The following is a 26,591-nucleotide window of genomic DNA, read 5'->3' on the forward strand; positions in this document are numbered from 1 at the left end:
GATGAAAGTACTGCTCAACCGCTTAAAAGCCGCTTACGTTTCTATTTATCTGGCCGTTGCTTCTGTGATCGCAGCCTATGCAGCCTGGCAACTGTTGCAAGGTCATGATGTTCTGACGTGGGCTGGCGTGCTCTTATCGGCCGCGCCTATGGCTCTCGTTATCGGATTTTTAATGGTCAAACCCGTGATGGCGCGCACCAGTGCAGATCTGCCCGAGGCCCATGTGCCGATTGCCGCTGGCGTCGCTCTGACTGCCTGGGGCTCATCAGGCGACAGCTGGCTTCCACTGAGCCTAGCCCTGATCAGCTACGTAGGTTTTCTTTTATACGTCTACTGGTACTCCCGCTACGGCCGCCTGAAGAGCGAGTCTCTCACGGTGGGCAAGCCTCTGCCAGCATTCACGCTCACCGACAAACAAGGAACTGTTGTCTGGACCCATGAAACAGATAACTATCGTGTACGCCCCGAACCAGAGACCTTTCTCGAGGTTATCCGGGCGATTTAACCTCGCCCGAACGCCGTAGCGTTTTACAACGTCGTGCTCTCTATTGCCAGGTTAATTACTGTATAGTGGGGAGCCTGTTTCAAGTCGCTATGGATTCGCTATGCCACGCCAGGTTGTGACCACCGCTCTACTTATCACTGCTCTACTCAGCGCGCTTCTTTCGGGCTGTGTCACCGTTTCTCCTGAACGCAAAAACGAGGTGGCCGAAAAGCTTGGCTGGGTAACTGGCAGCTGCCTCGCCATCCACAACGAAAATCTGAAAATAGGCGATGAGTTCACTCTGCACCAGGTCTCTGATCAGGAACATAGCCGCTCGATAACCGTTATTTCAAGAGCCACCTCGTCCGAGCAGTGTAAGCCTCTGCAAAAAGACCGCCGCTTCGTAAACCAACTTACCGATGCTACTTTTTACTACGTGAACGCAGAAGAGCTCCCTGAGCTGGCAGTCGCCAGCATCAAAGGGTATTCCACACGTGGCATTAAATTCCGCGCCTGTTACAGCAATCAGGCTGTGCAGTTTTTTGCGTTCAAAGGCGACCAGCAGATCTGGCAAGGCTACTACTTCGTCGCCGCTCAAGTGCCGGAAACCTGCCGAGGAACACGTTAAGAACTGCTTTGGCTATTCCAACCACCACCACCCGGTGTATGGATACAAAAAGTATCGCCCGCCGCTACGTCCGTCGCGGCGCAACCTTCCAGCCAGTCTATCTGGCCAGTATGACGTAGTACGAAGTTGACACCGGTTTTGCCTTCACCAGCACCATTCAATGCAAACGTAGGCACCGAACGATGGCCACTGATGATGTTGGCGGTCATGGGTTCAAGGAAGCGAATATGACGCTCAACGCCATTTCCACCAGCATGATCTCCGCGGCCGCCACTTAGCTGGCGAACATGAAAGACGTCGAGTACAACGGGGTAGCGCTGCTCCAGAATTTCAGGGTCTGTAAGGCGGGAGTTGGTCATGTGCGTATGCACTGCATTTGCCCCCGCCCCGTCTTCTGTTGCTCCCGCTCCACCGCACAGTGTTTCGTAATATTGATAGCGCTCATTACCGAACGTAAAATTATTATTGGTTCCCTGCCCGCCAGCCATCAAACCAAGCGCCCCCATTAAACAATCCACCAGGTATTGAGCTGTCTCGACATTGCCTGATACCACAGCAGCCGGATATTCCGGCGCAATAATCGACGCGTCAGGTACTCTGATTTCCAATGGTCGGAAAAACCCTGCATTCAGAGGCATCTGCTTATTAACGAGTACGCGGAAACTGTAGAGAACAGCCGCCTTAACCACCGACGTCGGTGCATTAAAGTTGCCAGGGTGCATTGGCTGGCCTTTGCGATATCCGGTGCCTTTAAAATCAATCAATGCGGTGCGATTTTTATTATCAACATCGACCGAGACTTTAAAGCGCGTCCCATCGTCCATGTCATAGCTGAAACTTCCCGATGGCAAATCAGCCAGGCAATCCCGCAATGTCTGTTCAGCGTTGTCCTGCACATAGATCATGTAGGAATGAACCATCGCTGCTCCATACTGCTGACAAAGTCGCTTCAGTTCTTCTGCGCCTTTTTCACAGGCCGCCAGCTGAGCCATCAGATCGGCAATATTCTGATCCGGGTTACGGGCTGGATATTTTGCAGATAAAAGTACTTCACGAAGTGCAGACTCCTGGAATACTCCGCTTCGCATAAGCACCAAGTTATCTAACAGTACACCTTCCTCTTCGATATGCTGACTGTAAGCGGGCATAGAGCCCGGTGTAATGCCTCCAATATCAGCATGGTGACCGCGTGCCGCGACGAAAAAGTCAGCGCATTCACCCTGGTCAATAAATACGGGTTTCACCACAGTCACGTCCGGCAAGTGAGTACCACCGTTGTATGGGGTATTTAATACGAAGGCATCACCCGGCTGCATATCTTTATGCTCACGCATCACGACATGAATACTTTCACTCATGGAACCCAAATGAACGGGAATATGTGGTGCATTGGCCACCAGCTCGCCCTGACGATCAAAGACAGCGCACGAAAAATCGAGACGCTCTTTAATGTTCACGCTGCTGGCTGTTTTTTCGAGGACAAAACCCATTTGTTCAGCGACTGACATAAACAGGTGATTAAATATCTCAAGCGTCACTGGGTCGTAGTTTGCTGCAGTTTTCTTAATTTCAGGCGCGTTAATCGCCTCTTCCTGAACTGCTTTTTCGTTGGTTCGTTTTTCAAGAACAAGCGCGCCGCTTGCGAGCACTTCAAGGTGCCAGCCCGGTTCAATAAAGTGTGTTGAGTTCTGATCAGTCAACAATAATGGGCCGAAGCCTTTATAGCCTTCAGGTAAGTCGGATCGATCATAAACATCGACCTGATGCCAACTTCCCTGAACGTATAACTGAATCGCGTTGCGGGTTTTTACGTCATCTACAGATACGTCAGGTAAGCTAGCTTCAGGCAGTGTCTCGCCGCTTACAGTGACCTCTACTTGCAACGCATCAAGTAGTAGCGCTTTTTCTGGATATATGAACCCAAACAATTGTTTGTGCTGTATTTCAAACGCCTTTTTAGCCTCCACCGCATTTTGCCAATCGACCAGTAGTGGCGTATCCGAGCCTTCGTACCTCAGGTAAACACGTACCGTGTAGTCGCCGTCCAACGGACTCGTTGCTAAAAGCTTTCTCACACGAGTATTAAGTTCTGTTTCAGCCACAGACAATTCTTTCTCAACCGCCTCTTCACCCAGCCAGCGCTGATCGGCGATGCCAATACCGTAGGCCGATAAAACCCCTGCCATCGGATGCAGGTATACCTTGCTGATTCCTAAAGCTGCGGCAACGGCACACGCGTGCTGACCACCTGCTCCGCCAAACGCACTGAGTACGTAATCCTGAACATCGTATCCACGCTGCACAGATATTTTCTTCACCGCTGCCGCCATATTTTCTACAGCGATATTGAGGAAACCTTCAGCCAACTGCTCTGACGTCCAGGCTTGTCCTGTCGCATCAGCGACCTGCGCTGACAATGCCGCGAACTTATCCTGCACTGTCTTCAGATCCAGCGGCTGATTTTGCTGGGGGCCAAACACGGACGGAAAGAACTCTGGGGTTACCCGGCCAAGCAACAGGTTGCAGTCGGTCACTGTCAGCGGGCCACCGTTGCGATAACAGGCGGGGCCTGGGTAAGCACCGGCCGACTCCGGGCCTACCTGTAACCGGCCATCAGCAAAGCGAACGATAGAGCCACCGCCGGCTGCGACCGTATGAATATTCATCATAGGGACGCGTAAACGTACACCGCTCACAACGGTTTCGGTTTCCCGCTCAAGCGTTCCGGCGTAGTGGCTGACATCGGTGGACGTGCCACCCATATCAAACCCGACAATACGATCAAAACCATCCGCCTCGGCGGTTCGCACCATGCCGACAACACCACCTGCAGGCCCGGACAGAATGGCATCCCGCCCCTGAAATAAATCGGCTTTGGCGAGACCGCCGTTGGACTGCATAAACTCCAGATCCACGGTCTGAGAAGCTGACAAAGCGCCGGCAACCTGATTGACATAGCGACGCAGAATAGGCGAAAGATATGCGTCCGCGACCGTTGTCTGACCACGCGGGACAATTTTCACCAGAGGGCTGACTTCGTGGCTGAGTGAGATCTGTGTGAAACCAATGTGTTGGGCTATTTCCCGTATGCGTTTCTCATGCGCTGGGTGACGATACGCATGCATAAGAACAACGGCAACGCACCGGAAGCCTTGATCATAGGCTTCCTGAAGCTGAACCAGAGTGGCCTCTTCATCCAGCGCATAGTCCACTGTTCCATCCGCGCGAACCCGTTCAGGTACTTCATACACACGGTCATAGAGAGGATCAGGCAAATCAATATGGGTCGCGAAAATATCCGGGCGGGTCTGATAGCCAATATCCAGCTGATCCCGAAGCCCCTTACTGATCAAAAGAACCGTCGGCTCTCCTTTGCGCTCAAGCAGAGCGTTGGTCGCGACAGTCGTGCCCATACGCACTGACGAAATATCGGTCGGTAAATCCGGATGGCGAGCCTGAAGACGCTGAATCCCTTCAACGGCAGCGTCTGCATAATGATCAGGATTCTCTGACAGGAGTTTATACGTCAGCACCTGCTGATCTGGCGTCAACGCGACAATATCGGTGAAGGTACCGCCCCGGTCGACCCAGAACTGCCAATGTGTCTGCTGTGAAGCTGATGCCATGATCCGCGCTGCCCCTGAAATTCTTAAACAGCGCGGATGATACCATCAGGGCATATTCGCAACCCAGCGTGCGACGGCCCTGAGATCTTCGTCGCTCAGATTCCCGACGACAGCAGTCATCGGAGAGTTCTTTCTCGACTCATCACCCTGCTTGAATTTCAGCAGTGTTTTCTCAAGAAATTCGTAGGGCTGACCCGCAATGCGGGGGTACGTATGACTGCCGTGCCCCTTATCACCATGACAGGCAAAGCACAGCGATTGATATACCTGCTGGCCCTTCATGTCGGGCTCGGGCCGGTTATCACGAGGAATCACTGGCTTATCTGAAAAGTACACGGCCACCGCGACACGCTCGTCGGCGCTCAGAATTTCTGCCAGTTTACTCATCACGTAGTTTTTACGTGTGCCTGAGGCGAATTTCTCAAACTGAGTAAAAAGATAAGCAGGGTTCTGGCTGGCGAGATTCGGCACGTAATCACGTACAGAGTTACCGTTTTTGCCATGGCAACGAAAGCAGAACTGCGCGCGCTCCTGCCCTTCTGCATTGGCCTTCTGGCGGGCCTCTGGGTCGGCAACGATGTTATCAAACCGCTGCAGCAACTCAGTCGTATGTTCCGGATCTTTTACTGCCAGCGTTTCCGCAGTCGCCGTGGCTGAAAAAGGCGCCAGCAGCAACAAAGACAGGACACAAAGGCTGAAATTGATAAAACGAATATTCATAGAGAATGACAACTCTTTCCGGCATAACGATCGTAAGCGCCGACCATACTCAAGGCCGCCAGCTTATGGCCAGCGGCAAACAATAACTAAGTGTCTATTTCTCGCTGAAAACTGATTCAGATCAGTATTTACGAAAGCTGTTTCACATCGGAGAAAATAAACGTGCTGTGTGTGCTACGCACTCTGAGTTATCGAAACAAAAGGTCATAGGCAGCTCGCTTTTCAGCGGCGTTTTCAGACCGAATAACATCAGATGAAGACCACCGGGCTCCAGAGTTACGCTCTCGCCTGCCGGTACTTCGAGCGATTCGATCTGACGCATTTTCATAACACCGTTTTCATGCAGGTGAGTGTGGATCTCTATCGAGCTGGCCCACGGAGCAGAGACCGACACCAGCCGCTGTGCTTGATCACTGGAGTTAGTCAGTGTCATAAAGGCTGCACTCATGCTCCGACCCGGAACGGGTTCACGAACATAAGGATCGTGGACAAGTACAGACTCCGCCGTAGCGGAAAATGAAGCAACGGTGAGGAGAACAGATCCACACACACGTTTCAGACAGAATTTCATAGCAGACAGCCTTAATTGCAACCAATATCACCTTTCTGCCCGCACGGGGCAGAAGGTGCATCAGGATACGGCATTTGCTTCAGTTTTCAGAGCGGCAGATTGTCGCACAGATGACTGAAGGTCACACTGTTGGGCGCCAGCTCACGGCATCTTCCAGGCTGTCGAGAGGTCGGGTGAAGTAATAACCACCCAGACCATCGACACCAGTCTGGCGAACTGCATTGACGTCTGGTGCCTCTTCCAGCCCTTCCGCAAGCACCAACAGATCCAGGTTATGGGCAATCTGTACCATACTCTGGATGTAGAACTTATGATCCTGAGCCAGGTGAACACCCCGGTTAAAGCTCCCATCAATACGTACATACGCCAGAGGTAAGCGCTGCAGGTACGCGAACGCCATAGTACCGGTACCAACCTGATCAATACCCACATCAACACCAAACGGCTGAAGCTTGAGTGCGAGTCGGGCTATCGCGTGCTCCGCGGAATAAAGTGCAAACTCAGGTACTTCAAGCGCGATACGGCGGGCCTGCTGTGGGTAACGTGCAAGAAGCTCCGCCAATGACTGATGGAAACTCTCATCCAGCACCGAGGCAGGCGACAGGTTGATGCAGAAGCGAACCGGCTCGGCGTCTTTATCGAGGTCATCCATTGAGTGAAACACTTTCTCGATCACTACCAGGTCGAAACGCGCGGCCAGTCGATGCTGTTCAACCATCGGCCAGAAGCGGGCCGCAGATAACGTCTGCCCTTGCCAGCTGACACGACTGAAAACCTCTACCTGGAGCAGTTTCTGATCGTGGTTAGAAATAACAGGCAGGTATTGCAGCTGAATACTCTGCTCTTCGAGCACTGTATTCAACAAGGTACGCCACTCACCGGCGGTCCATTCATCAAACTCAGAATCACTGCGCTGATACAACTGATACTTAGCGGTCGGCTGACGCTGCGCCTGACGTAATGCAGCATCAGCGCGGCTGAAGGCATCCACAGGATCATCCTGATCCCCTTGCAGGAACACGGCGCCCATGTGGAAACAGAGCTCATTTCGTTGAGACAGGGCCGACACGCTCATCAGACTGAACGCCTGTTGCACAATATCGTCAGCCTGAGTGCGGTCAGCACATGGCACAAACAGAGAGAAATCAGCACCAGCGCGACGGCCCAGCAGACTGTGTGGGTAATCGGTACGCCATTGCTCCAGCGATTTACCCAGCAGAGCCAGAAGATCATCACCGGCCTGACGACCGGCATTCAGGTTGAATTCAGTAAAGTTCTGAATCTGCATAATGACAAGCACACCACTGTGTTCATCATCGCGTGAAAGAATGTGACCAAACTGCTGATCAAAGCCCCGACGGTTAAGCAGGCCAGTCGGCGCATCGAGGTATGACTCTTCGCGCAGGCGCTCGGTCATTTCTGCCTGTTCGGCAAAAATCGCCTGAAGCTTACGTACCATCTTATTCATGGCTTCCACGACGCGACGCAGTTCACGCGCGCGCGGTATGTTTTCCTGTACCTGAAGATCACGTTCAGATATTGCCAGCGCCTGTTTCTCTACGCGCACCAGTGACCGGAACAACAGCCGCAACAGCAGTTGCAGTGCCACCAGAGCAATCAGAAGCACCCAGGCAAACCAGATCATTTCTGCGCTGATCATGTTCCACAGGTCACGATACGCAAAGTCTGCATGACTGATCACAGTCACAGTCCCGAGGCGCTGCCAGCCACGGGTAACATCGGCTTCGGCCGGAATAAGCTCAAGCGGTACCAGTTTCTGGAACCATTCGGGCGCACCGCCGCTGCTGAACGCTTCGCGTGCACGGCGATGCAGAGTTTCACCGTCGGTCCGGGCGAAAGTAATGTCTTCGAAGAAGCCACGATCAAACAGTACGTCCATCAGGCGAGTCTGTTGCACCGAGTCTTCCGCATCAATCTGCGACATAGACAACGCCAGTGAGGTAGCCGCGTCGTACGCACGCCCGTTGAGTTGTTGCTCAAAGTAGTCTCGCCCGTTGATCACGGTAACGACCAGGTTTCCTGCCAGCAACACGACGACCAGCAGACTGGCGAGTAGAGAGAATTGTTGTCTGAGTGTCATGAGCTTATAAGTCCATACCTAGGTTATTCATCCGGACACGCAGGTCCGTCCACAAATCGAGTTTGTTGGGGTCTCCCAACAGTATCCCCTGCCCCTTCATCTTGTCGAGCCACATTCCATTCGCATTGAAGCTGTAAACCGGATCGAGATCCGGGCGTTTACTGGCCGGGCGTATCTGATTAATCAGATTATCAAGCACCAGAGGGATCGCATCCGGGGTGGGGAAATACGTCAGCACCATGTGGGCCTGATTCAGTCGCACGGCCTTAACATAGGTAATACGCAGTTTTGAGACGTCGATTCCGATCTTGGACAGGGTGTAATATTTGGCAATGACGTAATCCTCGCAATCACCGCCATTAGTACCCAATGCCTCGTAGGGCGTCGCCCAGTAGTCGATCTTGCCCCAGTGCTTATCATCGTTATAAAAAGGTACACGCTTGTTGAAGAAGTAGTTCACCTCTTCAAGTTTTCTGTCTTCTGGGTAATTCGCTACCCGCTCCATCATACGGCGCCAGTCTTCTATTCGGCGACCAGCACTGTAGTCATATTCTTTTTCAGCACGCGCAACCAAGTCCTCAGGAACCCACTGGTTCACGTCTGCCACCAGCGTTGCTGATATCAGCAGCGAACTCCAGAAAAGCTTTCCGGACAAGGCGATTGTCAGACGTTTCAGCTTCATTAACAGTAATGCCAGACTCAGGTGAACAGTGGATGCCCAACAGACCAGAATCAGGGGCTGTATAAACTATAGACGTTCCCAGCATTTTCGCCGGCAATCGGCCGCTCAATGCCCACCCGCTGGACGCTGCGGCGCTTTTTCGGCAAACTCGCAGCAGAAACACACGCATCTGGATACAACCATGTCACGCATACTCCTTCTGCAAGGGCCAAACCTGAACCTGCTCGGCACCCGCGAGCCACATATTTATGGCTCGACCACGCTTGCAGACATAGAGCAAACACTGGGGCCAATAGCAAAAGCCGCAGGACATGAGCTGGAACAGTTGCAGAGCAATGCCGAGCACATTCTCATCGACCGGATTCATGCTGCACGCGACGACGACACCTGCTTTATTCTCATCAATCCCGGTGCCTTCACTCATACCAGCGTGGCGATTCGCGATGCACTCGCTGGCGTTGCGATCCCCTTTATCGAAGTTCACATCTCTAATGTGCACGCGCGTGAGCCATTCCGTCAGCACTCCTATCTGTCGGACATCGCTCAGGGCGTCATCTGCGGACTGGGCGTACAGGGTTACGAGCTGGCGCTTCAGGCTGCAATCACACAGGTAAACGCTTAACTATGTCCTGGATCCAGATCCGAATTCATACCCACAGCGAGCTCGTCAGCAAAGTTGAAGACACTCTGATGGAATGCGGCTCGCTGTCGGTTACCCTAAAAGACGACGCCGATCAGCCAATTCTTGAACCTGAACTGGGCACTACACCCGTCTGGGATGAAACCTGCGTCATCGGCCTGTTCGAAGCGACACGAGACCCGGCTGAACTCAGTGCAGAACTGAACACCGTGTTCTCTCTGAAAGCCAAAACTGAGCTGCCGCGCCACAAGATCGAGATCCTCGAAGACAAAGACTGGGTTCGCGAATGGATGGATAATTACCATCCGATGCAGTTCGGTAAGCGGCTCTGGGTGTGTCCAAGCTGGAAAGAACCTCCTCAGAAAGATGCGGTCAACCTTATGCTCGACCCAGGCTTGGCTTTTGGTACCGGCACCCACCCAACCACATCACTGTGTCTGAAGTTTCTGGATCGTGAAGTGGAAGGCGGAGAGCTGGTTGTCGACTTTGGCTGCGGCAGCGGGATTCTGGGCATCGCAGCTCTGCTACTGGGCGCACGCCATATGGCAGGTACCGATATTGATCCACAAGCGCTGTTAGCGACAGAAGACAACGCTAACCGCAATGGGATCAGTCGTGACCAATATGAAATATATCTGCCAGAGAATACGCCTGAACTGCAGGCCGATATTATGGTCGCAAACATATTGGCTGGTCCGCTTGAGCAATTAGCGCCAACCATTGCCGGGCTGACACGTAGTGGTGGTAAACTCGCCCTCTCAGGTCTGCTGGCAGAGCAAGCCGAAACCATCAGTCAGTGCTACGGCCAGTGGTTTGATATGAACGCACCGGAGCAAGAAGGCGACTGGGTCGTACTTACAGGGAAAAAACGCTGAAAATGATGTTGTTTACGCAGGTAACCCGTTGTCCTCATTGTCAGACCAGCTTCCGGGTTGGCGATGAGCAGCTGGAAGCAGCTAACGGCTTTGTCCGTTGTGGTTCCTGCCTGCAGGTGTTTAACGCCACCGACTACTTTGTTGGTGAGCGCGAAGGAGCACAAAACGCTGCTGAAAGCGAAGACGCTGCGACCGAAACGGTATCTGACATAGTCAGCGAAGACGCCGAAGAGACAACAACTGAAGAAAAGCCTGCCCCGCAATCGTTCGCGTTTACCTTTGCCGACGACGAGCCAGAGCCAGAGCCAGAGCCAGAGCCAGAGCCAGAGCCAGAGCCAGAGCCAGAGCCAGAGCCAGAGCCAGAGCAGCCTACGGCTAAGATTTTCGAATTCGAACCCCTGTCTCCATCCCGGGCGGCACAACAGAAGTCTGCGGTTGCAAACCATCTGATTGATCTTTCAGAAGAAGATCACGAAGACACCACCGACGACGAGCTCGATCTTGAAGGCTCTATGCTGATTTCGGACGACGGCATTATTCACGCGCCCTCCAAAGACAACGACCGCAGAAATAATGACGAAGACGAGCGCCAGCCTGACGAATTTCCCACTGAAGACACCAAACCGTTTGTAACTGACGACATCACAGCGTTTGATGTCAGCAGCGTATTAGATGACTCCGATGCAACCTCTGACGATATACCGGACGTCATCGAAGACATTATCGCAGCAGATCAGCCTGATCTGCCGACCGACACCCCGGAAGAATCGCCGCTACCATCGACGGATACACCAGAGATTGATCTGCCCGATAACGATTCTCCAGGAATAGAGTTCCCTCAGGGAGAACCCGCAGAGCCGGAGCTACCGGACGAAGCACCCGAGCAGATACCGGATGAAGTTCCGCTGCCTGACGTTGAAGTACCAGAGGAACTGCCACCAGCACCGCCTGCGAATATTCCAGCGACCGAACCTGCTGAAGTACCTGGTGTGCCAGAACAAGAAGTGCCTTTCATCCCTGAACAGGATAATGACCCTGCACCGATCGACTTTATTTCTGGTGCACCCGAGAACTCAGACGACGACTTTGCCAGTCTGCTCGATGATGCCGTTGCAGAAGCCAGCGACGACAACACCTCACTGGATGAGCTGTTGGAGAAAGCCAGTGACGATGACCTGCTGATCAGCGATCTTACCAATGACGAAACGCCGGCAACCCAAGAGGCTGATCCCGCCCCGGAAGACGATGACGACGATTTCCTTATCCATGATGATATGGAGCCGGGTGACACCCTTGCTGACCTGATCGGTGAAGACGAGAAATCTCCGACAGAGACCGACGACAGCCTGCTCAACAACCTCGAAGATCTGGTATCAGACGATTACTCGGATATTCTCGCTTCTACACCCGAAGAGCACGATGATAGCCAGTATGAAGACAAATGGGCGCTGGAACTGATCAATCAGGAGCCAGCGACAACTGAAGCTAAAGACGACCTCACAGCACCAGACCTGGATACCATTGAGGCCTTCGAGCAGGGCGAAGAGTTTTCTTTTACTGATATCCACGACAGTAACAGTGGCAAGCAATCTGCAAAAGAGACAAGTTCTGCAGATACGATGGGCGCTGCACTCGCGGATGACAGCTACACAGACGATTACTTCGATAGCTATGTAGACGATTCTGACGAGGATCTGCCCGCAGGGCCTGAGCCGTTCGTCGAAGAAATCGCCTATCCGGAAGCGGGCTTCCCCGAAAGCCCGTCAACACAGCGTGAAAGCGACACCACGTTCGCCAACGTCTCAGAAGCGCAGCACGAAACCGAAACCCTTGATGGAAATCTGAACTTCAGCCAGGGAATCAGTCTCGATATACCAACAGCCGAACTGGACCCACTGGAACTTGAACAACAGCAGAAACCAGGCAGCTATACCGGGCTCTGGTCTTTTGCAGCGGTCGTTATGATTTTGATCGCGGTTGCACAGGTCGGCTGGTTCCGCATGGACACCCTGGCTAAAAATGATCAGCTGCGCCCACTCTACTCCGCTGTCTGTGACCTTGCCGGATGCACACTGCCGGGGATTCAGGACACTAGCCTGATTCGCGCTGCAAACACAGTATTCAACCCGCACCGCAGTATTGCCGATGCGCTAGTCATCGATACTCTGCTGACCAACAGCGCGGGATATGCACAGCCTTACCCTGATCTTGAGCTCGAGTTCCGCGACCTCAATGATCGCATTGTTGCCCAGCGCACCTTCTCTCCCAAAGAGTACCTCGCGGGTGACGTCATGCCCGGTGACCTGATGCCTTCCCGCGTGCCGGTTCACATAGCAATCGAAGTCATTAACCCGGGCCCTGAGGCCGTCAGTCGCCAGATTTACATACGCCCCAACCAGTAAAAGTCAATGCTGAAATTGCGCAAAATATGCGCAGTTTTCCCTTTATTCACAAAGGGGTTGGGAGTATCATAGCGCCTCTTTTTCAGCACACTTTTTAACCAGAAGGCCACCGTCTTCTATGCCCTCAATTGGCCCTTACACGCTACCGAACCCCGTGGTTCTGGCTCCTATGGCGGGAGTCACCGACCGCCCGTTCCGCCAGCTCTGCAGAGAACTGGGCGCTGGACTGGTTGTGGGTGAAATGGTCTCTGGCAAGCCTGAACTGCGCAATACGCGTAAGTCAAAGCTGCGCCTGGATCATACGGGTGAGCCGGAACCGATTGCAGTTCAGATCGTCGGTGGTGATCCGGAAATCATGGCCAACAGCGCCCGCTTCAATGTTGAGAACGGTGCTCAGATCATCGACATCAATATGGGCTGTCCGGCGAAGAAAGTGTGCAATAAGGCTGCGGGCTCCGCATTACTGCGCGATGAAGCTCTGGTGAAAGATATATTGCAGGCCACGGTAGAAGCCGTCGATGTACCCGTCAGTCTGAAAATACGCACCGGCTGGAGCCCTGACTCCCGTAATGCGGTGCGTATCGCTGAGATTGCAGAAGCAGCAGGTATTGTATCTCTGGCAGTCCACGGACGGACCCGGGCATGTGGCTACGCCAACACCGTTGAATACGACACCATTCGTGATGTTAAAGCGAGCACCTCGTTACCTGTGTTCGCAAACGGCGATATCACCAATGCCCGCAAGGCCGCCGAAGTCATGCAATACACCGGCGCCGACGGCGTATTGATCGGCCGCGCCGCTCAGGGGCAACCCTGGATTTTCAGAGAAGTCGTTCATTTCCTGAACACCGGCAATGAACTCGCAGCGCCAGACCTGCACGAGGTAGAAACCATCCTCCAGCGTCATCTGGTTTCTCTCTACGATTTTTACGGTGAGTACTTAGGGGTACGCATCGCACGGAAACATGTCAGCTGGTACCTGAAAAGCCAGCCGGGTAACAGTTTCCGGAAAAAGTTTAATCAATTAGACAGTCCCACCGCACAGATGGAATCCATTGCGGAGTATTTCCGGGACCCATCGTTAAGGAAGGAAGCAGCAGCATGAGCTCAGAAGCAATTATCAGACAGGTTGAACCAGTGACAGAACCAGCGAACTCCGAGAACCATTTCACCACCATCGCAGACTCCACACACACGCTGCGTGAGAGCGTAGAGATCGCGCTCAAGAATTATTTTGATGCTATGGACGGCCAGCCAGTATCTGAACTCTACGAAATGGTTCTGGCAGAAGTTGAAGCGCCGCTTCTGGAAACTGTTATGCGTTACACCCGCGACAACCAGACCAAAGCGTCCATCGTGCTGGGCCTCAACCGCGGCACACTGCGTAAGAAACTCAAGCAATACGGCATGCTCTGAGCAGCACCCAATAAAAGGTTTTCAGACGGCTGAGATACTCAGCCGTTTTCACTTCCCGACTAGTTAAGATGACAATGACTGAAATCACACAAATCCGACGCGCCCTTATCAGCGTTTCTGACAAAACCGGAATCGTAGAATTCGCTTACGCACTGACTCAGGCAGGTGTAGAAATCCTGTCAACGGGCGGTACTTACAAACTGCTGGTTGATAACAATATCCCGGCCGTTGAAGTGTCAGACTACACAGAATTTCCTGAAATGATGGACGGCCGTGTTAAAACGCTGCATCCAAAAATTCACGGTGGCATTCTTGGTCGTCGCGGTCAGGATGATGAAGTCATGCACGAGCACCACATCAACCCGATTGATCTGGTGGTTGTGAACCTCTACCCGTTTGCAGCGACTGTTGCCCGCCCTGATTGCGACCTGCCCCTGGCGATTGAAAACATCGATATCGGTGGTCCGACCATGGTGCGTTCAGCAGCGAAGAACAACGCCCACGTTGGTATCGTCGTAAACGCCTCTGATTACGATCAGGTACTGCAGGAAATCAATGCTCACCAGGGCCTGACGGCCAAACTGCGTTTCGACCTGGCACTGAAAGCCTTCGAACACACAGCAGCTTATGACGGCATGATTGCTAACTACCTGGGCACCATCGACCAGACAGCTGAAGTACTGAGCGTTGATGAACGTGACGCCTTCCCGCGTACATTCAACAGCCAGTTCATTAAAACGCAGGACATGCGTTACGGTGAGAACCCACACCAGAAAGCGGCCTTCTATGTAGAAGCCAACCCAGCGGAAGCATCCATCGCTACTGCTAAGCAGATTCAGGGCAAAGAGCTGTCTTACAACAACGTGGCTGACACTGATGCGGCACTGGAATGCGTTAAGTCATTCACTAAACCAGCCTGTGTCATCGTTAAACACGCGAACCCATGTGGTGTAGCTGTTGTACCTGATGATGAAGGCGGTATCCGCAAAGCCTACGATCTGGCTTACGCAACCGACAGCGAATCAGCTTTCGGTGGCATCATTGCCTTCAACCGTGAACTCGACGGCGAAACTGCACAAGCCATCGTTGACCGTCAGTTTGTTGAAGTCATCATCGCACCAAAAGTCTCTGCCGAAGCTATCGCCGTGGTAGAAGCGAAGAAGAACGTTCGTCTGCTTGAGTGCGGCGAATGGTCTGCGGAACGCGTTGAAGGTTTCGACTACAAGCGCGTAAATGGCGGCCTGCTGGTTCAGGACCGTGATAACGGCATGATCACCAAAGACGACCTGAAAGTCGTGACTAAGCGTGCACCAAGTGAAGCCGAACTGAACGACCTGATTTTCGCCTGGAAAGTCGCTAAGTTCGTTAAATCAAACGCCATCATCTACGCAAAAGACCGTCAGACTGTTGGTGTAGGCGCTGGCCAGATGAGCCGCGTAAACTCTGCACGTATCGCTGCAATTAAAGCAGAGCACGCAGGTCTGCAGGTTGAAGGTGCGGTCATGGCATCGGACGCCTTCTTCCCGTTCCGCGACGGTATCGATAATGCGGCCAAAGCCGGCATTAAAGCGATTATTCAGCCGGGTGGCTCGATTCGTGATGAGGAAGTGATTGCTGCTGCCGACGAGGCTGGTATCGCAATGGTGTTTACAGGTATGCGCCACTTCCGTCACTAATTCGGAGCTACTGCGCTTGGCCTGGCGGTGTTAAAAACGTTTTCGGGATGCTCATGTAGGTGAACTACACTCCGCTCCCTCAAACCTTTTTGCCTTGCCAGACCTGCGCTCGTGACGCTCCTACAGCGTGGATAACGCTTCTGCACCGCAATTAACGCGTCAGTTAGGGCGGTGTGAAATGAAATTTTGCGACAACGAATTTAATTCGCTGTCGCGTTGAAAAGAATTGGGCGTTGTAGCCCCGGGAGATGAAAGGTTTCTGAGCAAGGCAAAACCTGAGGAAAAAGCGGAGTGTACTTTAGTACATGAGCATTTTGACGAAGGTTTTAACACCGCTCAGGAGCGTTTCAGACCCGCAATAAGAGAAGTCAGCTATGAAAATCTTAGTAATTGGCAGCGGCGGTCGTGAACATGCTCTAGCCTGGAAGGCGTTACAATCTCCGCTGGTTGAAAAAGTATTCGTTGCTCCGGGCAACGCTGGTTCAGCCATCGAAGAAAACATCGAGAACATCGCCATCGACGTATTGGACTTCGATGCGCTCGAAACCTTCGCTAAAGAAAACGAAGTAGGCCTGACCATTGTTGGCCCAGAAGCTCCGTTAGTCGATGGCGTGGTTGATCAGTTTGAAGCCGCTGGCCTGAAAATCTTTGGCCCTAAAAAAGGTGCTGCGCAGCTGGAAGGTTCCAAAGCCTTCACCAAAGATTTCCTGGCACGCCACCAGATTCCTACGGCGGAATACCAGAACTTCACCGACGTTGAGCCAGCACTGGCTTACCTGCGAGAAAAAGGCGCGCCTATCGTTGTTAAAGCCGATGGTCTTGCTGCGGGTAAAGGCGTGATCGTTGCCGAAACTCTTGAGCAGGCTGAAGAGGCTGTGAAAGACATGCTGTCTGGCAACGCCTTTGGTGATGCAGGCTGCCGTGTTGTAATCGAAGAGTTCCTCGCTGGCGAAGAAGCGTCTTTCATTGTGATGGTCGATGGCAAAAACGTGCTGCCAATGGCCACCAGCCAGGACCACAAACGCGTTGGTGATAAAGACACTGGCCCTAACACCGGTGGTATGGGTGCCTATTCTCCAGCGCCTGTCGTCACACCAGAAATTGATGCCCGCATCATGAAAGAAGTCATCATGCCGACCGTTGAAGGCATGGCCGCTGAAGGCAACGACTACACAGGTTTCCTTTACGCTGGTCTGATGATCGACGAGTCTGGTGCGCCTAAAGTAATCGAATACAACTGTCGCTTCGGTGACCCTGAAACTCAGCCAATCATGCTGCGTATGCAGTCCGATATGGTGGCTCACTGTCTCGCCGCTCTGGAAGGCAAGCTGGATTCTGAAACTGCCAAGTGGGACCCACGTCCTGCACTGGGTGTGGTTCTGGCAGCCGCAGGCTACCCAGCGGATTACCCGAAAGGTGATGTCATCTCTCTGCCAGAGAACGACGGTACCGACCGTAAGGTTTTCCATGCTGGCACTAAGTTGAACGACAAAGGTGAAGTGGTTACGGCCGGTGGTCGTGTACTGTGTGCAACGGCTTTGGGTAACAGCGTCAGCGAAGCTCAGGCGCAAGCTTACGAGCTGGTGAAACTGGTCTCATGGGAAGGCATGTTCTGCCGCTCTGATATCGGTTACCGTGCAGTAGCACGCGAGAAAGAGAACGGCTAACGCCGACTACCCAAGCAGGGCCAGTAACTTGCTGGCCCTGTCTTATCGCTAATGCCTGTCTGGCTGGCTAAACGCCACGCTCTATAGTGAGGGATCACTGCAGTAATGACCGCTCAACAATTCTTCCATCGTATTTTCCGGGTTCTGGTTCTGCCGGTCATGTTGTTACTGGTCGCTCTGCGTGCTTCTGCGCTTGGCCCAATTATTCTGCCCGAGGGTTCTTTCAGTCAGACCATCACACCTTACACGTCTTTCTATGAGGACAAATCAGCTTCTCTGACTCTGCCTCAGATACTGGACAGTGACCGACAACTCAGCTTCACCCCAACGCACACGATATCCCTGAAACGCGGAGTTAACTCCGGAGTCGTCTGGATAAGAATGTCAGTCTTAAATCCATTCGCTCAGGAAATGGACACCATACTGACACTGTCGAACTCACGAATCGACTCGGTACGTATCTTCAATATCTCTGACACTGAACGTCCGCTGGAGCTGAATGCACCTCAACCGCAGGGGTCGTTAAGTCAGGCACACGTTTTCAGCCTGAACGTAGAGAGTAAGGCCACCAACAGTTATCTGATCCGCCTCGAAACTGATGCCATAATGGCAACCCGCATCGCCCTCAAAAGCCTGGATCAGTTCAACCTTGTAGAGCGCATCAGTAACCTGTTGACCGGGGCGCTCCTTGGGTTGGTATCTCTGGTTTTACTGTATTTTCTGTTCGCCTTTGCCCGCGGTGATAAAGGTATTCGCGCCGCTGGAGTTCTCGGCTCAACGTCAGTCATGTTCTTTGTGCCCGCCAGTGTAGGCATCAGTTTCGACCTCCCGATCAATGTCTACCTGCCAAACGGTTGTATCGAAACCTACTCAGTAGGTGGAATACTCATCGCCCAATTGCTGGCCCTCTTAAAGCTCAAGTGGCGGCAGGTCTGGATACGCGCACTTATCAAACTGAACATCGCAGCCCAGGTCGGCATTCTGCTCAGCGATGTTGTTACGCCCAGCTATCTGACCGAAACCATGCTGTACACCACCACGACCTTTGCTCAGCTGCTCACCATTTTTGTGACCACGGTATATCGCAGTAAGTATCCGGAGTGTCATGTATATCTGCGCAGTGCGGCCATCGTGATCACTCTGGGGATGGTGATCACACTCATGCACAAAATGAACTTAATCAATATGCCAGTGACCGAGCAGGTGTTGGTGTTTCTGTTACCTCTGGCAGCGGCTGCGGGCCTGTTCTTTTCACAACTGGCCATCAGCGCCAAACACAGCCATCGCGAAATCAGCGGTCAGCCGGGGATTCCGCCTGAGACCATGGGGCAGATCAGCCATGAGCTCAGAACCCCGATCAACGGCGTGATTGGCATGAGCGAGCTGCTCACTGACACGCCGCTATCGATCACACAACGCGACCACCTTGAGACCATCAAGATGGCGGGTACCGATTTGCTGGTACTGGTAAATGAACTTTCAGACCTCGGCAAACTGAAAGCCCGTGAAGTGTTTCTTGATATCAAACCCGTTCGGGTCATCAATCTTCTTAACCGCACACTCGGACACTTCCAGCAGGAAGCCGCGCGTAAGCAGGTTGAGTTAATTCTCGACCTGTCTGACGATTTTCCTGAGCGCCTGCTGTGTGACCGTAACCGCCTGCTCTCCGTCTATTACAACCTGCTGTCACGCACGCTGGCATACACCGAGCACGGTGCCCTGACCGTGTATGCCTCTTACTACTGTGGAGAACAAGCCCAGGGCCTGCGCCTGCAGCTGCAGATCAGTGGTACAGTCATCAAACAGCAGGAACTCGAGTCTCTGTTCCGAATGCTGCAACCGGGCAACACGAAAGTCGATGGCAACGACCCACACACCTGGAATCTAACAGTTGTAAGGGGTCTTATACGCCATATGCGCGGCACGTTGGATATCGAAAGCCTGAGCAGCCAGGGCGGCTCAGTTACCCTCTTTCTGCCGATGCAGACAGACACCAGCGAAGACCTATCACAGAAAGAGCAGGACTCCTCTCTGAAGGGCCTGAATGTACTCATCGTTGATGACAACGCTACGCTGCGTTCAGTCATCGAAAAACAGCTGAAACGCTGGGGAGTAAACCCAGATAGCACCTACAGCGGCAAAGAAGCCCTGGCTATGCTGAGGACAGAACACCGCAACGGAACACCTTACGATATCGTTATCATTGATCACGATATGCCGGTGATGTCAGGCCTGCAGCTGGCAGAGCGTATTCGCTCAGACGAGGAAATCCGCCGTAAGCCCGCCAACCTGATGCTGACAGGGCTGAGCACCAACAGTGTCGAACGCAGCGCCTCGGCCGCCGGTATCGACTACGTGATCGCCAAACCAGCCAGCGGTAACCGCTTGCGGGAAGCCCTCGCGATCCTTCAGAAGCGGCGCACTCCAGCCTACTGACCTGCATCATGCAGCTCGGCGTTCAATAGGTTAAAATGGTTACCAGATTTCAAGAAGGTGACCTTCATGACCGCCAGAAGACAATTTTCTCTGTTCGATAAACTCATCACCAATGCCGATCAGGCGCTCCGCACACTGGTACCTGGTGCCGCAACTGCCGAGCGTGCTTCGCCAGCACAGAGCCGCGAATACAGTGAACTGTCAGAGCAGGAACGACAGCATGCTGCCGGATTGATGCGAATTAACCATACCGGTGAAGTCTGTGCACAGGCGTTGTATCAGGGTCAGGCCCTGACAGCAAAACTGCCTGAAGTGCGCGAAGCAATGGAAGAAGCGGCCGAAGAAGAAATCGACCACCTTGTCTGGTGTGAAGAACGTATCAAAGATCTTGGCAGCCACACCAGCCGCCTCAACCCTGCGTTCTACGCACTGTCATTCGGCATCGGTGCAATCGCGGGTAAGATCAGCGATAAGGTAAGTCTGGGCTTCGTCGCCGCCACAGAAGAGCAGGTCTGTAGCCATCTGAGCAAACACATGACGTCCCTGCCGACACAAGACGAAAAGAGTAAAGCTGTACTACTACAGATGCTTGAAGACGAAGCGAAACATGCGACAACGGCCATTGAAGCTGGCGGAAAGCGCTTTCCTTTGCCCGTAAAAATGGGAATGACTGCGCTCTCAAAAGTGATGACAAAAGCCACTTACCGCATCTGAGTCCCGCCCTCCTGCCCCACTTTGGTTCAGAAGTGGGGCATCTATCGTTCCCCCTTTTATAGAACAAATCGCTGTATAGAGGCATCTCTTCTGTAAACACTTGTCATATGACCTACTCTTGAAAAGTGGGCCTATTCTGAAAAGAGACAAGCGGGAGAAAGATATGCCATCGTTCAACCTCATCAGCAAGATCCGCCGGTTTTACAAGCTACCCGAGGATCACCCAGACATAGAGTGGACCAGAACTGAAACCTATCGCAGACGCCTGGAGCAGGTAAAAACAGGCTGGATTATCAGTGGTGTACTTATGTTAGCCGCAGAAAATGTTGCTGCGATTCTTGGCATATTCTTTTTCAGTAGTTTTATGAGCTTCGCATTTCTCGAACGGGACGAAGAATAAGCAACTTTTTTTATACCCGCTCTGCTTAAAGTAAAACAAACAACAAGCTGCAGAGTTCAACACGTCGCAACATCTTGAATCATCAGTATTTTTTCTGCAGTTTTTCCGCTCTCACTCTCCTGTTAAAACTTGTTCATCAAAAATCCCCTGAACTCTTCACCGGATCACCGGTCGTAAAATTGACAGTAAAGAGACTGTAACGCCGGGAGAGGCCCTTTTTAACGCCCTCACGCGAAATCAATCTGAAGCCCGAAACAATCCCAAAAGGAGAGTTATTATGGCTAATGCAAACTCAAAATCAGCAAACAATTCAGTCGATAAGCAGGAAGAACTGGCAGCAAGTCGCGAAGCAGTTTCTGAAGCTTATAACAAGCTGATCGACGCCAAAAATCACTTCAAAGTAGCCGCAGAATCAGCAGGTGTAGATGTCAAAAATGACGCCACTGAGCAGCTATTAAAAGGTCGTGATAAAGCCTCTGAACTTGCAGACCAGGCAACCGGCTACATGAAAGAAAAGCCACTGGTGACTGCGGGTATTGCATTTGCTGCAGGCTTCCTTGCTTCGAAAGTGCTCTCAAGTAAATGAGCCCGAAAAGCAATAAAAAGCCAGAGCAGAGCGAACAGGAAGCTCTTGCTCAAGCGCTGACAGAACAACTGTCAGCGCTGTCTGGCCAGACCACAACGGCTGCAAAAGAACTGTCTGAAATATTCAGATTAGAGATGCAGTTAACGGTCGATGATACCCGAAGATTACTCATCACCTGGCTGGCGATTATTCCAGCAATTATTCTGGCATGGGTTTCTTTGGGTGGATTAATTGCCTGGTGTGTTTATGCCCTGTCAGCATCTGTGACCTGGGCAATTTCCAGTTTTACTTTGCTTCAGATTGCGCTCTGCATAACGCTGCTTTCAATGAGAAAACGATTCCGCAACGGTATCGGTTTTCGGCGCACCAAGTCGCATGCACGTCGAATCATACAGGAGGTATCCGGTGAAGCGTCAGACTATGATCAACCGACTCGATCAACTTGATGAACAGCTGACGCTTCGCACAAAAGCGATCGGCGTACTCGCAAAAGACTCTCACGAGACTCTTAAAAAAGTCCCCCCAGTCTGGTTAATAGGCACTGGCGTGGCAGCAGGTGCACTGGTCGGCTTTCTTGGCCCTACCCGTATCTCTGCCCTAAGCATTCAGGGCAGCCGGTTAATTCCGTTTACGCGTGATGCCTTCGCCTTAGGCCAGCAGTTCGGAACCGGCGAATGAGTCAGCTTCGGCAGATTGCCCTAAAAAATCAGAACGATGAGTCAGAAGATCAGCCCAAAAAGCTGACCTCCATGCAAATGGTAATGTACTGGCTTATCGCATTTGTCGTTTTCTACACGCTGTACATTGCGCAGACACTCTTCCTGCCCGTTGTAGTGGCCGCACTGTTCGCACTGCTACTCAGCCCATTGGTACGAATACTCAAACGCTTCTATATTCCGAGATCATTCTCTGCCTTGCTGTTACTGGCCTCACTCGGTGTACCCTTTACACTGCTCGGAATGCAATTGGTCGAGCCCGCAGAGCGCTGGGCAGAACGTATTCCAGAGCTGTCGACACAGCTGACCACAGAGCTGAATGAAATCAGCGAAAAACTCGCGCTCAGCGAACAGGCGCCTCCACCAAAAGCTGAACCAGAAGAAGACAGCGGCGGATGGTTCGGCTGGTTCAGCAAAGATGAGCCCGAACCGCCGAAACCCGAACCTGAGCCAGACCAGAACGCTGTCTCAGACCGTTTCAAACAAGGCGGTGTTGAGTTAATGATTCAGATACTGGGCGCAACACCGGTCATGCTCACCCAGTTCTTCACCTTTGTGATTCTGGTCGTTTTCATGCTGGTATTCGGGCCGCTACTCTACAGTAACTTTATCAGTGGCTTTACCCAGCAAAGCGACAAGCAGGCGGCAAACTCGCTGCTCGACGAAGTACAACGCGAGCTATCGCGCTACATATTAACAGTGAGTGTCATCAATACCGGCCTTGGTATCGTGACAGGAGCGGCGCTCTGGGCCGCTGGTGTGCAGGATGCCCTGCTGTGGGGTGTGATGGTCGCCCTGCTGAACTTCGCCCCTTACGTGGGCCCGATTGCAGGCATGATGGTGCTGTATCTGGCTGGAATTATTCAGTACGGTGCAAACTGGATGGCGTTCATACCGCCATTGATCTTTTTTGGTATTAACACCATCGAAGCTCAGTTCATTACCCCTACCGTGCTCGGCCACAATATGAGGCTGAACCCTCTGATACTGATACTCTGGCTTATTCTGTGGGGCTGGATGTGGGGAGCTGTAGGCGTCTTGATTGCCGTGCCTTTACTGGTCTGCCTGAAACTGGCGGCCGCACGCCTGAATATCTTCTCTAGATGGGTAAAGCTGATCGAAACTCCTGGCTAAACAAAGCACAGATATAAGAGCGGCACAGGGGTATAAACAGTGCCGCTCATCCCTTCTATCGGATATCAGCCAGATTCGGGTTATCAGGCCTTTTTAACGAACTTGGCTGTCACCATAATCTCGCCAGCACCGGCAAACTTGCAGTCCAGCTCATGATCCTTGCCTTCAACGATGCGGCGGATGGTCGTCTTAGAACCGATCTTCAGTGGCTGCGATGAACCTTTCACCTTCAGATCTTTAATCAGAGTGATCTGATCGCCTACTTCCAGCACCTTGCCGTTCGAATCACGAACCACAAACGCATCGTCATCGCTGTTATCTGCTGGGTTCCACTCGTGACCGCATTCCGGGCATACCAGGTTTGCCTGATCTTCATAAACATACTCAGACTGACACTGAGGGCATGGAGGCAAAGACATAATGAACACTTCTTATCGGTTTTTAAGGAGGCCGGAGTATACCCGAATAGCCCTACAAACGGTATGGGGTCTCAGTCATCATCCTGCATAGGGATGCCGTAAGTACCCGCATCCAGCCCAGCCAGCCGCTCATTGATGGCCGCCTGCTCTGCCGCCGTAACCTCAACAACATCATCAGGCTGATAGAAGATATGCCTCCCTTGGGCGTCATCGAAGCGAATCTTGCCCAGAATCACACCGCGTTCGCTGATGCAGTCCAGCTCCTGCTGGATAGGGAAAAACAACATACTGAACAGAACCTGAATAACGTAAAGGGGCGGCGATTATAGCTATCGGGGCAACCTCTCTCAATTTGTACAACTTACGTATAAGTTCTGGATTTTATCACCACTTCTCGTACACAATGAGACGACTTAGCTATCTGTCTTAACTCACCGGAGTCATGCATGTTCTCATTCTTGAAAAGTGATCCGACCAAGAAACTCAGAAAACAGCACGCCGCGCTGCTTGAACAAGCCATGCATGCCCAGCGAGGTGGCGATATCCGCACTTACTCTAAGCTATCAACGGAGGCTGAGGATATTTATAAGAAGATTCAGGAGATAGAGGCTGCAGAGAAGCTGTAAGACAGCTACTCGCAGGGTATAGCGAAATCCACATGGTAGTGCTCGTCATGGCGCACCCAAGAGCGCTTTTTCGAAAACTGAATATTGTCTTTAAGATACTGCCCGTACTTAGTATCAAGCAAATTTGGTTGCAGGGCCGGATCAAAGATTACCCGCCATAAACCGTGCCCGTGCGCTTTCGCCTGTTGGTCCAACGCTACTATATGAGCAGCGAGCGCCTCGTAATCAATGTGCATTTCATCGAAATGATCACTGCCATCGAACTCGATATTGTAGCCAAACTTATTTAAAGGATTCGTTGGCAGGTGAACGGATTTACCATTCCCATCCACGACTGGAGTCATGAAGTCGACAGATAGTCCGTTTCTGTGAGTCTTATGAGGTTTAAACTGACCGCCCTCTTTAAAACCTGTTTCTGCGTACTTATAAACCTTATCAGGTTGCTCTTTTTCCAACTGTACGTAGGCAGACACTACAATATCCCTGACTTCAGAATGAACATAAGTGCGACCAGCCAATCGGGCAATGGAGCTGTAGCCCACATAGTTGCTTCCTTCAGAGGGTAGCTGCACACCTCCAGACAAGCTGCCATTGGCTGTTGTGCCATAGCAGGTGCTCGTTTCGGCGTGTAACATCACAGGGAACGATAAGATGGCGAGTAGTATGTATCTCATAAGCATATTGGGCTTCGTTGACTGTCTTTGGTTTCCGTTTTATCGGGGCAAGATCATTGGTCCAATGCTTGTGCTTGTTATGCGCATGCTGCACTTTAACGTTTTTAATAGGATTTTATTGGTACGAAATCATAAGATCCTTTTTGGACCAATAAATATTCTGATGCGGAGTTTAATCGATTAATTAAGTGGTGCCCATCTAGTGGCTGAATATCAATCAAATTTCCCGGCTTTAAAATATTTGGATCACTACTAGAATCCAGCACAACTTCTATTTCACCACTTAAACATACTATGCTTTCAATAACATTCGAATGATAGTGTGCGGGTGAAATCTCTGCTGCTTTTAAACAGATTCTTGAAACTCTTACTTCATCTGTCTTGATTAAATCAATTTTATTCACTGACTTTTCTCTGACTCATAACGCCGCGTTCAGTTGCGGCCGGAATGGAGTTTGCCTTGTGCTAATGTTTTCTAGCACAAAGCAAGCGGAGTGTAGGGCGTCAATTGCAACGCTTTGTTATGCACTTATTCCTTGCCTTTAATAGGGGTTAATTTAGGCTTTGCCCCTTCAATATCCGAAATCTCTTGGTTTACAAGAGCCAAAAGTCGATTTAAGTAAAGACGATCATCTTGAATTTCAGAAAATTCATCGTCGTCCGAGCATTCATCTTCATTTACCTCAGAAAGGATGCCCTCATAGGCTTGAATAGATGCCCGTATATATGTTAGGTCCTTGTATGAAAAAGCCATATCATACCTTCTGTTTCATGTATTTTTTAAGCTCTTCAAGTTTTTCAATGTACTCAGATAACAGCATATCTCTATCAGGCTCTATTGAGTAGTGAGTATTTCCTTCGCTATCAGAGAACATATCCTTAGCGATAACTAAACCTTCTTCTAGTTTGGCATTCTTAGTTATTACCCACCAGCAATCATTTTTTCCGAGTTTGACCTTGCTGCTCATCCCATCAAAAAGTGAAACCCCGCCGGATTTCGCTAATACGTATAAGTCATCAGTTCCACCTTTTTGGTAGGTAACTATATCATTTTTCTTATCTTGCTCAGTTTTTGTCCTGCTGTTATAAGACCTTTGAGGCCTTGAATCTTCCTTGTATCGAACCTTGCCAATTTGCTCGTCACTCTTTTTTCCTTTCCGAAATACCACATCGACATCGAATTTATACATATAAATCTGATTCGATCGCTTAGTTCGGTTAAGGTAGTCAATAGCTTCATTTTCAGTGAAGGTTAATATATTGGCTTTCATCATTACTCCTTTAATAGATGGTGATTGCATAACATCTATGGACACCCCTCATTGTGCAAGCGAAATCTGTCTTTGGTGTAGTGCAGCCATCTATTCGGATTCCACTTGGCCTGCAGGCCAGATCCTT

28 protein-coding genes are annotated in these 26,591 nt (G+C 51.6%); 17 read left to right on the forward strand and 11 right to left on the reverse strand.

Annotated elements, in window-relative coordinates:
* Position 1: 1 nt before the first annotated feature.
* Together BW941_RS08475 and BW941_RS08480 are read left to right on the forward strand one after the other, a co-directional pair.
* A complete protein-coding gene (locus tag BW941_RS08475; RefSeq protein WP_076515147.1) occupies positions 2-505 on the forward strand; it encodes a hypothetical protein in 504 nt (167 codons plus the stop codon).
* A gap of 100 nt (positions 506-605) precedes the next feature.
* Complete coding sequence (locus tag BW941_RS08480; protein WP_076515148.1) at positions 606-1,112, forward strand: hypothetical protein; 507 nt, start codon at positions 606-608, stop codon at positions 1,110-1,112.
* On the opposite strand, the gene BW941_RS08485 is transcribed toward BW941_RS08480, so the two are convergent.
* From BW941_RS08485 to BW941_RS08505, 5 genes are all read right to left on the reverse strand, one after another.
* On the reverse strand, positions 1,109-4,738 hold the full coding sequence (locus tag BW941_RS08485; RefSeq protein WP_076515149.1) for a hydantoinase B/oxoprolinase family protein: 3,630 nt from the start codon (positions 4,736-4,738) through the stop codon (positions 1,109-1,111). The genes BW941_RS08480 and BW941_RS08485 overlap by 4 nt on opposite strands.
* 45 nt (positions 4,739-4,783) lie before the next feature.
* Complete coding sequence (locus BW941_RS08490) at positions 4,784-5,458, reverse strand: c-type cytochrome (protein ID WP_084188776.1); 675 nt, start codon at positions 5,456-5,458, stop codon at positions 4,784-4,786.
* Between the two features lie 142 nt (positions 5,459-5,600).
* A complete protein-coding gene (locus BW941_RS08495; protein ID WP_076515150.1) occupies positions 5,601-6,029 on the reverse strand; it encodes a copper chaperone PCu(A)C in 429 nt (142 codons plus the stop codon).
* 121 nt (positions 6,030-6,150) lie between these two features.
* The gene (locus tag BW941_RS08500) at positions 6,151-8,130 is read right to left on the reverse strand and encodes an EAL domain-containing protein (protein ID WP_076515151.1); all 1,980 of its coding nucleotides are present in this window, start codon (positions 8,128-8,130) and stop codon (positions 6,151-6,153) included.
* Positions 8,131-8,134: 4 nt separating this feature from the next.
* Positions 8,135-8,812, reverse strand: a complete 678-nt coding sequence (locus BW941_RS08505) for a transglutaminase-like cysteine peptidase (protein ID WP_068442666.1) — start codon at positions 8,810-8,812, stop codon at positions 8,135-8,137.
* 181 nt (positions 8,813-8,993) lie between these two features.
* Here BW941_RS08505 and aroQ point away from each other — a divergent pair, with 181 nt between their 5' ends.
* The 14 genes from aroQ to BW941_RS08575 all read left to right on the forward strand — a co-directional run bounded on the left by aroQ (position 8,994) and on the right by BW941_RS08575 (position 23,474).
* Entirely contained in the window at positions 8,994-9,434 is a 441-nt protein-coding gene (gene aroQ, locus BW941_RS08510) for a type II 3-dehydroquinate dehydratase (protein WP_068443942.1), read from the forward strand.
* A 2-nt stretch (positions 9,435-9,436) separates the two neighbouring features.
* Positions 9,437-10,327: a 50S ribosomal protein L11 methyltransferase gene (gene prmA / locus BW941_RS08515; RefSeq protein WP_068443938.1), complete on the forward strand. Its 891-nt coding sequence runs from the start codon at positions 9,437-9,439 to the stop codon at positions 10,325-10,327.
* 2 nt (positions 10,328-10,329) lie between these two features.
* Positions 10,330-12,729, forward strand: a complete 2,400-nt coding sequence (locus BW941_RS08520; RefSeq protein ID WP_076515152.1) for a DUF3426 domain-containing protein — start codon at positions 10,330-10,332, stop codon at positions 12,727-12,729.
* A gap of 118 nt (positions 12,730-12,847) precedes the next feature.
* Positions 12,848-13,834, forward strand: a complete 987-nt coding sequence (gene dusB, locus BW941_RS08525; protein WP_076515153.1) for a tRNA dihydrouridine synthase DusB — start codon at positions 12,848-12,850, stop codon at positions 13,832-13,834.
* Entirely contained in the window at positions 13,831-14,145 is a 315-nt protein-coding gene (gene fis, locus BW941_RS08530) for a DNA-binding transcriptional regulator Fis (RefSeq protein ID WP_068439928.1), read from the forward strand. Before dusB ends, fis begins: the two co-directional genes overlap by 4 nt.
* Before the next feature lie 74 nt (positions 14,146-14,219).
* Entirely contained in the window at positions 14,220-15,821 is a 1,602-nt protein-coding gene (gene purH, locus BW941_RS08535) for a bifunctional phosphoribosylaminoimidazolecarboxamide formyltransferase/IMP cyclohydrolase (protein ID WP_068440107.1), read from the forward strand.
* A gap of 374 nt (positions 15,822-16,195) precedes the next feature.
* A complete protein-coding gene (gene purD, locus BW941_RS08540) occupies positions 16,196-17,488 on the forward strand; it encodes a phosphoribosylamine--glycine ligase (RefSeq protein WP_076515154.1) in 1,293 nt (430 codons plus the stop codon).
* A gap of 105 nt (positions 17,489-17,593) precedes the next feature.
* Positions 17,594-19,924: a response regulator gene (locus BW941_RS08545; RefSeq protein WP_076515155.1), complete on the forward strand. Its 2,331-nt coding sequence runs from the start codon at positions 17,594-17,596 to the stop codon at positions 19,922-19,924.
* A gap of 66 nt (positions 19,925-19,990) precedes the next feature.
* Positions 19,991-20,638, forward strand: coding sequence for a 2-polyprenyl-3-methyl-6-methoxy-1,4-benzoquinone monooxygenase (coq7, locus tag BW941_RS08550; RefSeq protein WP_068439699.1), 648 nt, complete (start codon positions 19,991-19,993; stop codon positions 20,636-20,638).
* 163 nt (positions 20,639-20,801) lie between these two features.
* Positions 20,802-21,038 (forward strand): hypothetical protein, encoded by a 237-nt coding sequence (locus tag BW941_RS08555; RefSeq protein ID WP_076515156.1) that lies wholly within the window; start codon positions 20,802-20,804, stop codon positions 21,036-21,038.
* A 277-nt stretch (positions 21,039-21,315) separates the two neighbouring features.
* The gene (locus BW941_RS08560) at positions 21,316-21,624 is read left to right on the forward strand and encodes a hypothetical protein (protein ID WP_068439703.1); all 309 of its coding nucleotides are present in this window, start codon (positions 21,316-21,318) and stop codon (positions 21,622-21,624) included.
* Positions 21,621-22,070 (forward strand): hypothetical protein, encoded by a 450-nt coding sequence (locus BW941_RS08565; RefSeq protein WP_068440098.1) that lies wholly within the window; start codon positions 21,621-21,623, stop codon positions 22,068-22,070. The genes BW941_RS08560 and BW941_RS08565 overlap by 4 nt, the downstream gene beginning before the upstream one ends.
* A complete protein-coding gene (locus BW941_RS08570; protein ID WP_139325797.1) occupies positions 22,030-22,302 on the forward strand; it encodes a hypothetical protein in 273 nt (90 codons plus the stop codon). Before BW941_RS08565 ends, BW941_RS08570 begins: the two co-directional genes overlap by 41 nt.
* Positions 22,299-23,474 (forward strand): AI-2E family transporter, encoded by a 1,176-nt coding sequence (locus BW941_RS08575; protein WP_217693581.1) that lies wholly within the window; start codon positions 22,299-22,301, stop codon positions 23,472-23,474. Before BW941_RS08570 ends, BW941_RS08575 begins: the two co-directional genes overlap by 4 nt.
* An 83-nt stretch (positions 23,475-23,557) precedes the next feature.
* On the opposite strand, the gene BW941_RS08580 is transcribed toward BW941_RS08575, so the two are convergent.
* Complete coding sequence (locus BW941_RS08580) at positions 23,558-23,893, reverse strand: zinc ribbon domain-containing protein YjdM (RefSeq protein WP_068440092.1); 336 nt, start codon at positions 23,891-23,893, stop codon at positions 23,558-23,560.
* 71 nt (positions 23,894-23,964) lie between these two features.
* On the reverse strand, positions 23,965-24,180 hold the full coding sequence (locus tag BW941_RS08585) for a hypothetical protein (protein WP_068438377.1): 216 nt from the start codon (positions 24,178-24,180) through the stop codon (positions 23,965-23,967).
* A 159-nt stretch (positions 24,181-24,339) separates the two neighbouring features.
* Between BW941_RS08585 and BW941_RS08590 the strand changes: the two genes are divergently transcribed.
* A complete protein-coding gene (locus BW941_RS08590; RefSeq protein WP_076515158.1) occupies positions 24,340-24,519 on the forward strand; it encodes a DUF6435 family protein in 180 nt (59 codons plus the stop codon).
* Positions 24,520-24,524: 5 nt separating this feature from the next.
* On the opposite strand, the gene BW941_RS08595 is transcribed toward BW941_RS08590, so the two are convergent.
* The 4 genes from BW941_RS08595 to BW941_RS08610 all read right to left on the reverse strand — a co-directional run bounded on the left by BW941_RS08595 (position 24,525) and on the right by BW941_RS08610 (position 26,464).
* Positions 24,525-25,199 (reverse strand): penicillin-insensitive murein endopeptidase, encoded by a 675-nt coding sequence (locus BW941_RS08595; RefSeq protein ID WP_076515159.1) that lies wholly within the window; start codon positions 25,197-25,199, stop codon positions 24,525-24,527.
* A gap of 98 nt (positions 25,200-25,297) precedes the next feature.
* The gene (locus BW941_RS08600) at positions 25,298-25,597 is read right to left on the reverse strand and encodes a cupin domain-containing protein (protein WP_076515160.1); all 300 of its coding nucleotides are present in this window, start codon (positions 25,595-25,597) and stop codon (positions 25,298-25,300) included.
* A 125-nt stretch (positions 25,598-25,722) separates the two neighbouring features.
* Entirely contained in the window at positions 25,723-25,947 is a 225-nt protein-coding gene (locus BW941_RS08605; protein WP_075273413.1) for a hypothetical protein, read from the reverse strand.
* 1 nt (position 25,948) lies between these two features.
* Positions 25,949-26,464 carry a Tse2 family ADP-ribosyltransferase toxin gene (locus tag BW941_RS08610; RefSeq protein ID WP_076515162.1) on the reverse strand — a complete coding sequence of 172 codons (516 nt, stop codon included), beginning with the start codon at positions 26,462-26,464 and terminating at the stop codon, positions 25,949-25,951.
* Between the last annotated feature and the right edge of the window lie 127 nt (positions 26,465-26,591).

The sequence above is a fragment of the Thalassolituus maritimus genome, from assembly GCF_900156675.1.
GTDB classification, from domain to species: domain Bacteria; phylum Pseudomonadota; class Gammaproteobacteria; order Pseudomonadales; family Oceanobacteraceae; genus Thalassolituus; species Thalassolituus maritimus.

Excerpts from the sequence above, each read along its gene's own strand:
- BW941_RS08475 (WP_076515147.1), top strand. The coding sequence starts at position 2 with ATGAAAGTACTGCTCAACCGCTTAAAAGCCGCTTACGTTTCTATTTAT.
- BW941_RS08480 (WP_076515148.1), top strand. The coding sequence starts at position 606 with ATGCCACGCCAGGTTGTGACCACCGCTCTACTTATCACTGCTCTACTC.
- BW941_RS08485 (WP_076515149.1), bottom strand. The coding sequence starts at position 4,738 with ATGGCATCAGCTTCACAGCAGACACATTGGCAGTTCTGGGTCGACCGG.
- BW941_RS08490 (WP_084188776.1), bottom strand. The coding sequence starts at position 5,458 with ATGAATATTCGTTTTATCAATTTCAGCCTTTGTGTCCTGTCTTTGTTG.
- BW941_RS08495 (WP_076515150.1), bottom strand. The coding sequence starts at position 6,029 with ATGAAATTCTGTCTGAAACGTGTGTGTGGATCTGTTCTCCTCACCGTT.
- BW941_RS08500 (WP_076515151.1), bottom strand. The coding sequence starts at position 8,130 with ATGACACTCAGACAACAATTCTCTCTACTCGCCAGTCTGCTGGTCGTC.
- BW941_RS08505 (WP_068442666.1), bottom strand. The coding sequence starts at position 8,812 with ATGAAGCTGAAACGTCTGACAATCGCCTTGTCCGGAAAGCTTTTCTGG.
- aroQ (WP_068443942.1), top strand. The coding sequence starts at position 8,994 with ATGTCACGCATACTCCTTCTGCAAGGGCCAAACCTGAACCTGCTCGGC.
- prmA (WP_068443938.1), top strand. The coding sequence starts at position 9,437 with ATGTCCTGGATCCAGATCCGAATTCATACCCACAGCGAGCTCGTCAGC.
- BW941_RS08520 (WP_076515152.1), top strand. The coding sequence starts at position 10,330 with ATGATGTTGTTTACGCAGGTAACCCGTTGTCCTCATTGTCAGACCAGC.
- dusB (WP_076515153.1), top strand. The coding sequence starts at position 12,848 with ATGCCCTCAATTGGCCCTTACACGCTACCGAACCCCGTGGTTCTGGCT.
- fis (WP_068439928.1), top strand. The coding sequence starts at position 13,831 with ATGAGCTCAGAAGCAATTATCAGACAGGTTGAACCAGTGACAGAACCA.
- purH (WP_068440107.1), top strand. The coding sequence starts at position 14,220 with ATGACTGAAATCACACAAATCCGACGCGCCCTTATCAGCGTTTCTGAC.
- purD (WP_076515154.1), top strand. The coding sequence starts at position 16,196 with ATGAAAATCTTAGTAATTGGCAGCGGCGGTCGTGAACATGCTCTAGCC.
- BW941_RS08545 (WP_076515155.1), top strand. The coding sequence starts at position 17,594 with ATGACCGCTCAACAATTCTTCCATCGTATTTTCCGGGTTCTGGTTCTG.
- coq7 (WP_068439699.1), top strand. The coding sequence starts at position 19,991 with ATGACCGCCAGAAGACAATTTTCTCTGTTCGATAAACTCATCACCAAT.
- BW941_RS08555 (WP_076515156.1), top strand. The coding sequence starts at position 20,802 with ATGCCATCGTTCAACCTCATCAGCAAGATCCGCCGGTTTTACAAGCTA.
- BW941_RS08560 (WP_068439703.1), top strand. The coding sequence starts at position 21,316 with ATGGCTAATGCAAACTCAAAATCAGCAAACAATTCAGTCGATAAGCAG.
- BW941_RS08565 (WP_068440098.1), top strand. The coding sequence starts at position 21,621 with ATGAGCCCGAAAAGCAATAAAAAGCCAGAGCAGAGCGAACAGGAAGCT.
- BW941_RS08575 (WP_217693581.1), top strand. The coding sequence starts at position 22,299 with ATGAGTCAGCTTCGGCAGATTGCCCTAAAAAATCAGAACGATGAGTCA.
- BW941_RS08580 (WP_068440092.1), bottom strand. The coding sequence starts at position 23,893 with ATGTCTTTGCCTCCATGCCCTCAGTGTCAGTCTGAGTATGTTTATGAA.
- BW941_RS08585 (WP_068438377.1), bottom strand. The coding sequence starts at position 24,180 with ATGTTGTTTTTCCCTATCCAGCAGGAGCTGGACTGCATCAGCGAACGC.
- BW941_RS08590 (WP_076515158.1), top strand. The coding sequence starts at position 24,340 with ATGTTCTCATTCTTGAAAAGTGATCCGACCAAGAAACTCAGAAAACAG.
- BW941_RS08595 (WP_076515159.1), bottom strand. The coding sequence starts at position 25,199 with ATGCTTATGAGATACATACTACTCGCCATCTTATCGTTCCCTGTGATG.
- BW941_RS08605 (WP_075273413.1), bottom strand. The coding sequence starts at position 25,947 with ATGGCTTTTTCATACAAGGACCTAACATATATACGGGCATCTATTCAA.
- BW941_RS08610 (WP_076515162.1), bottom strand. The coding sequence starts at position 26,464 with ATGAAAGCCAATATATTAACCTTCACTGAAAATGAAGCTATTGACTAC.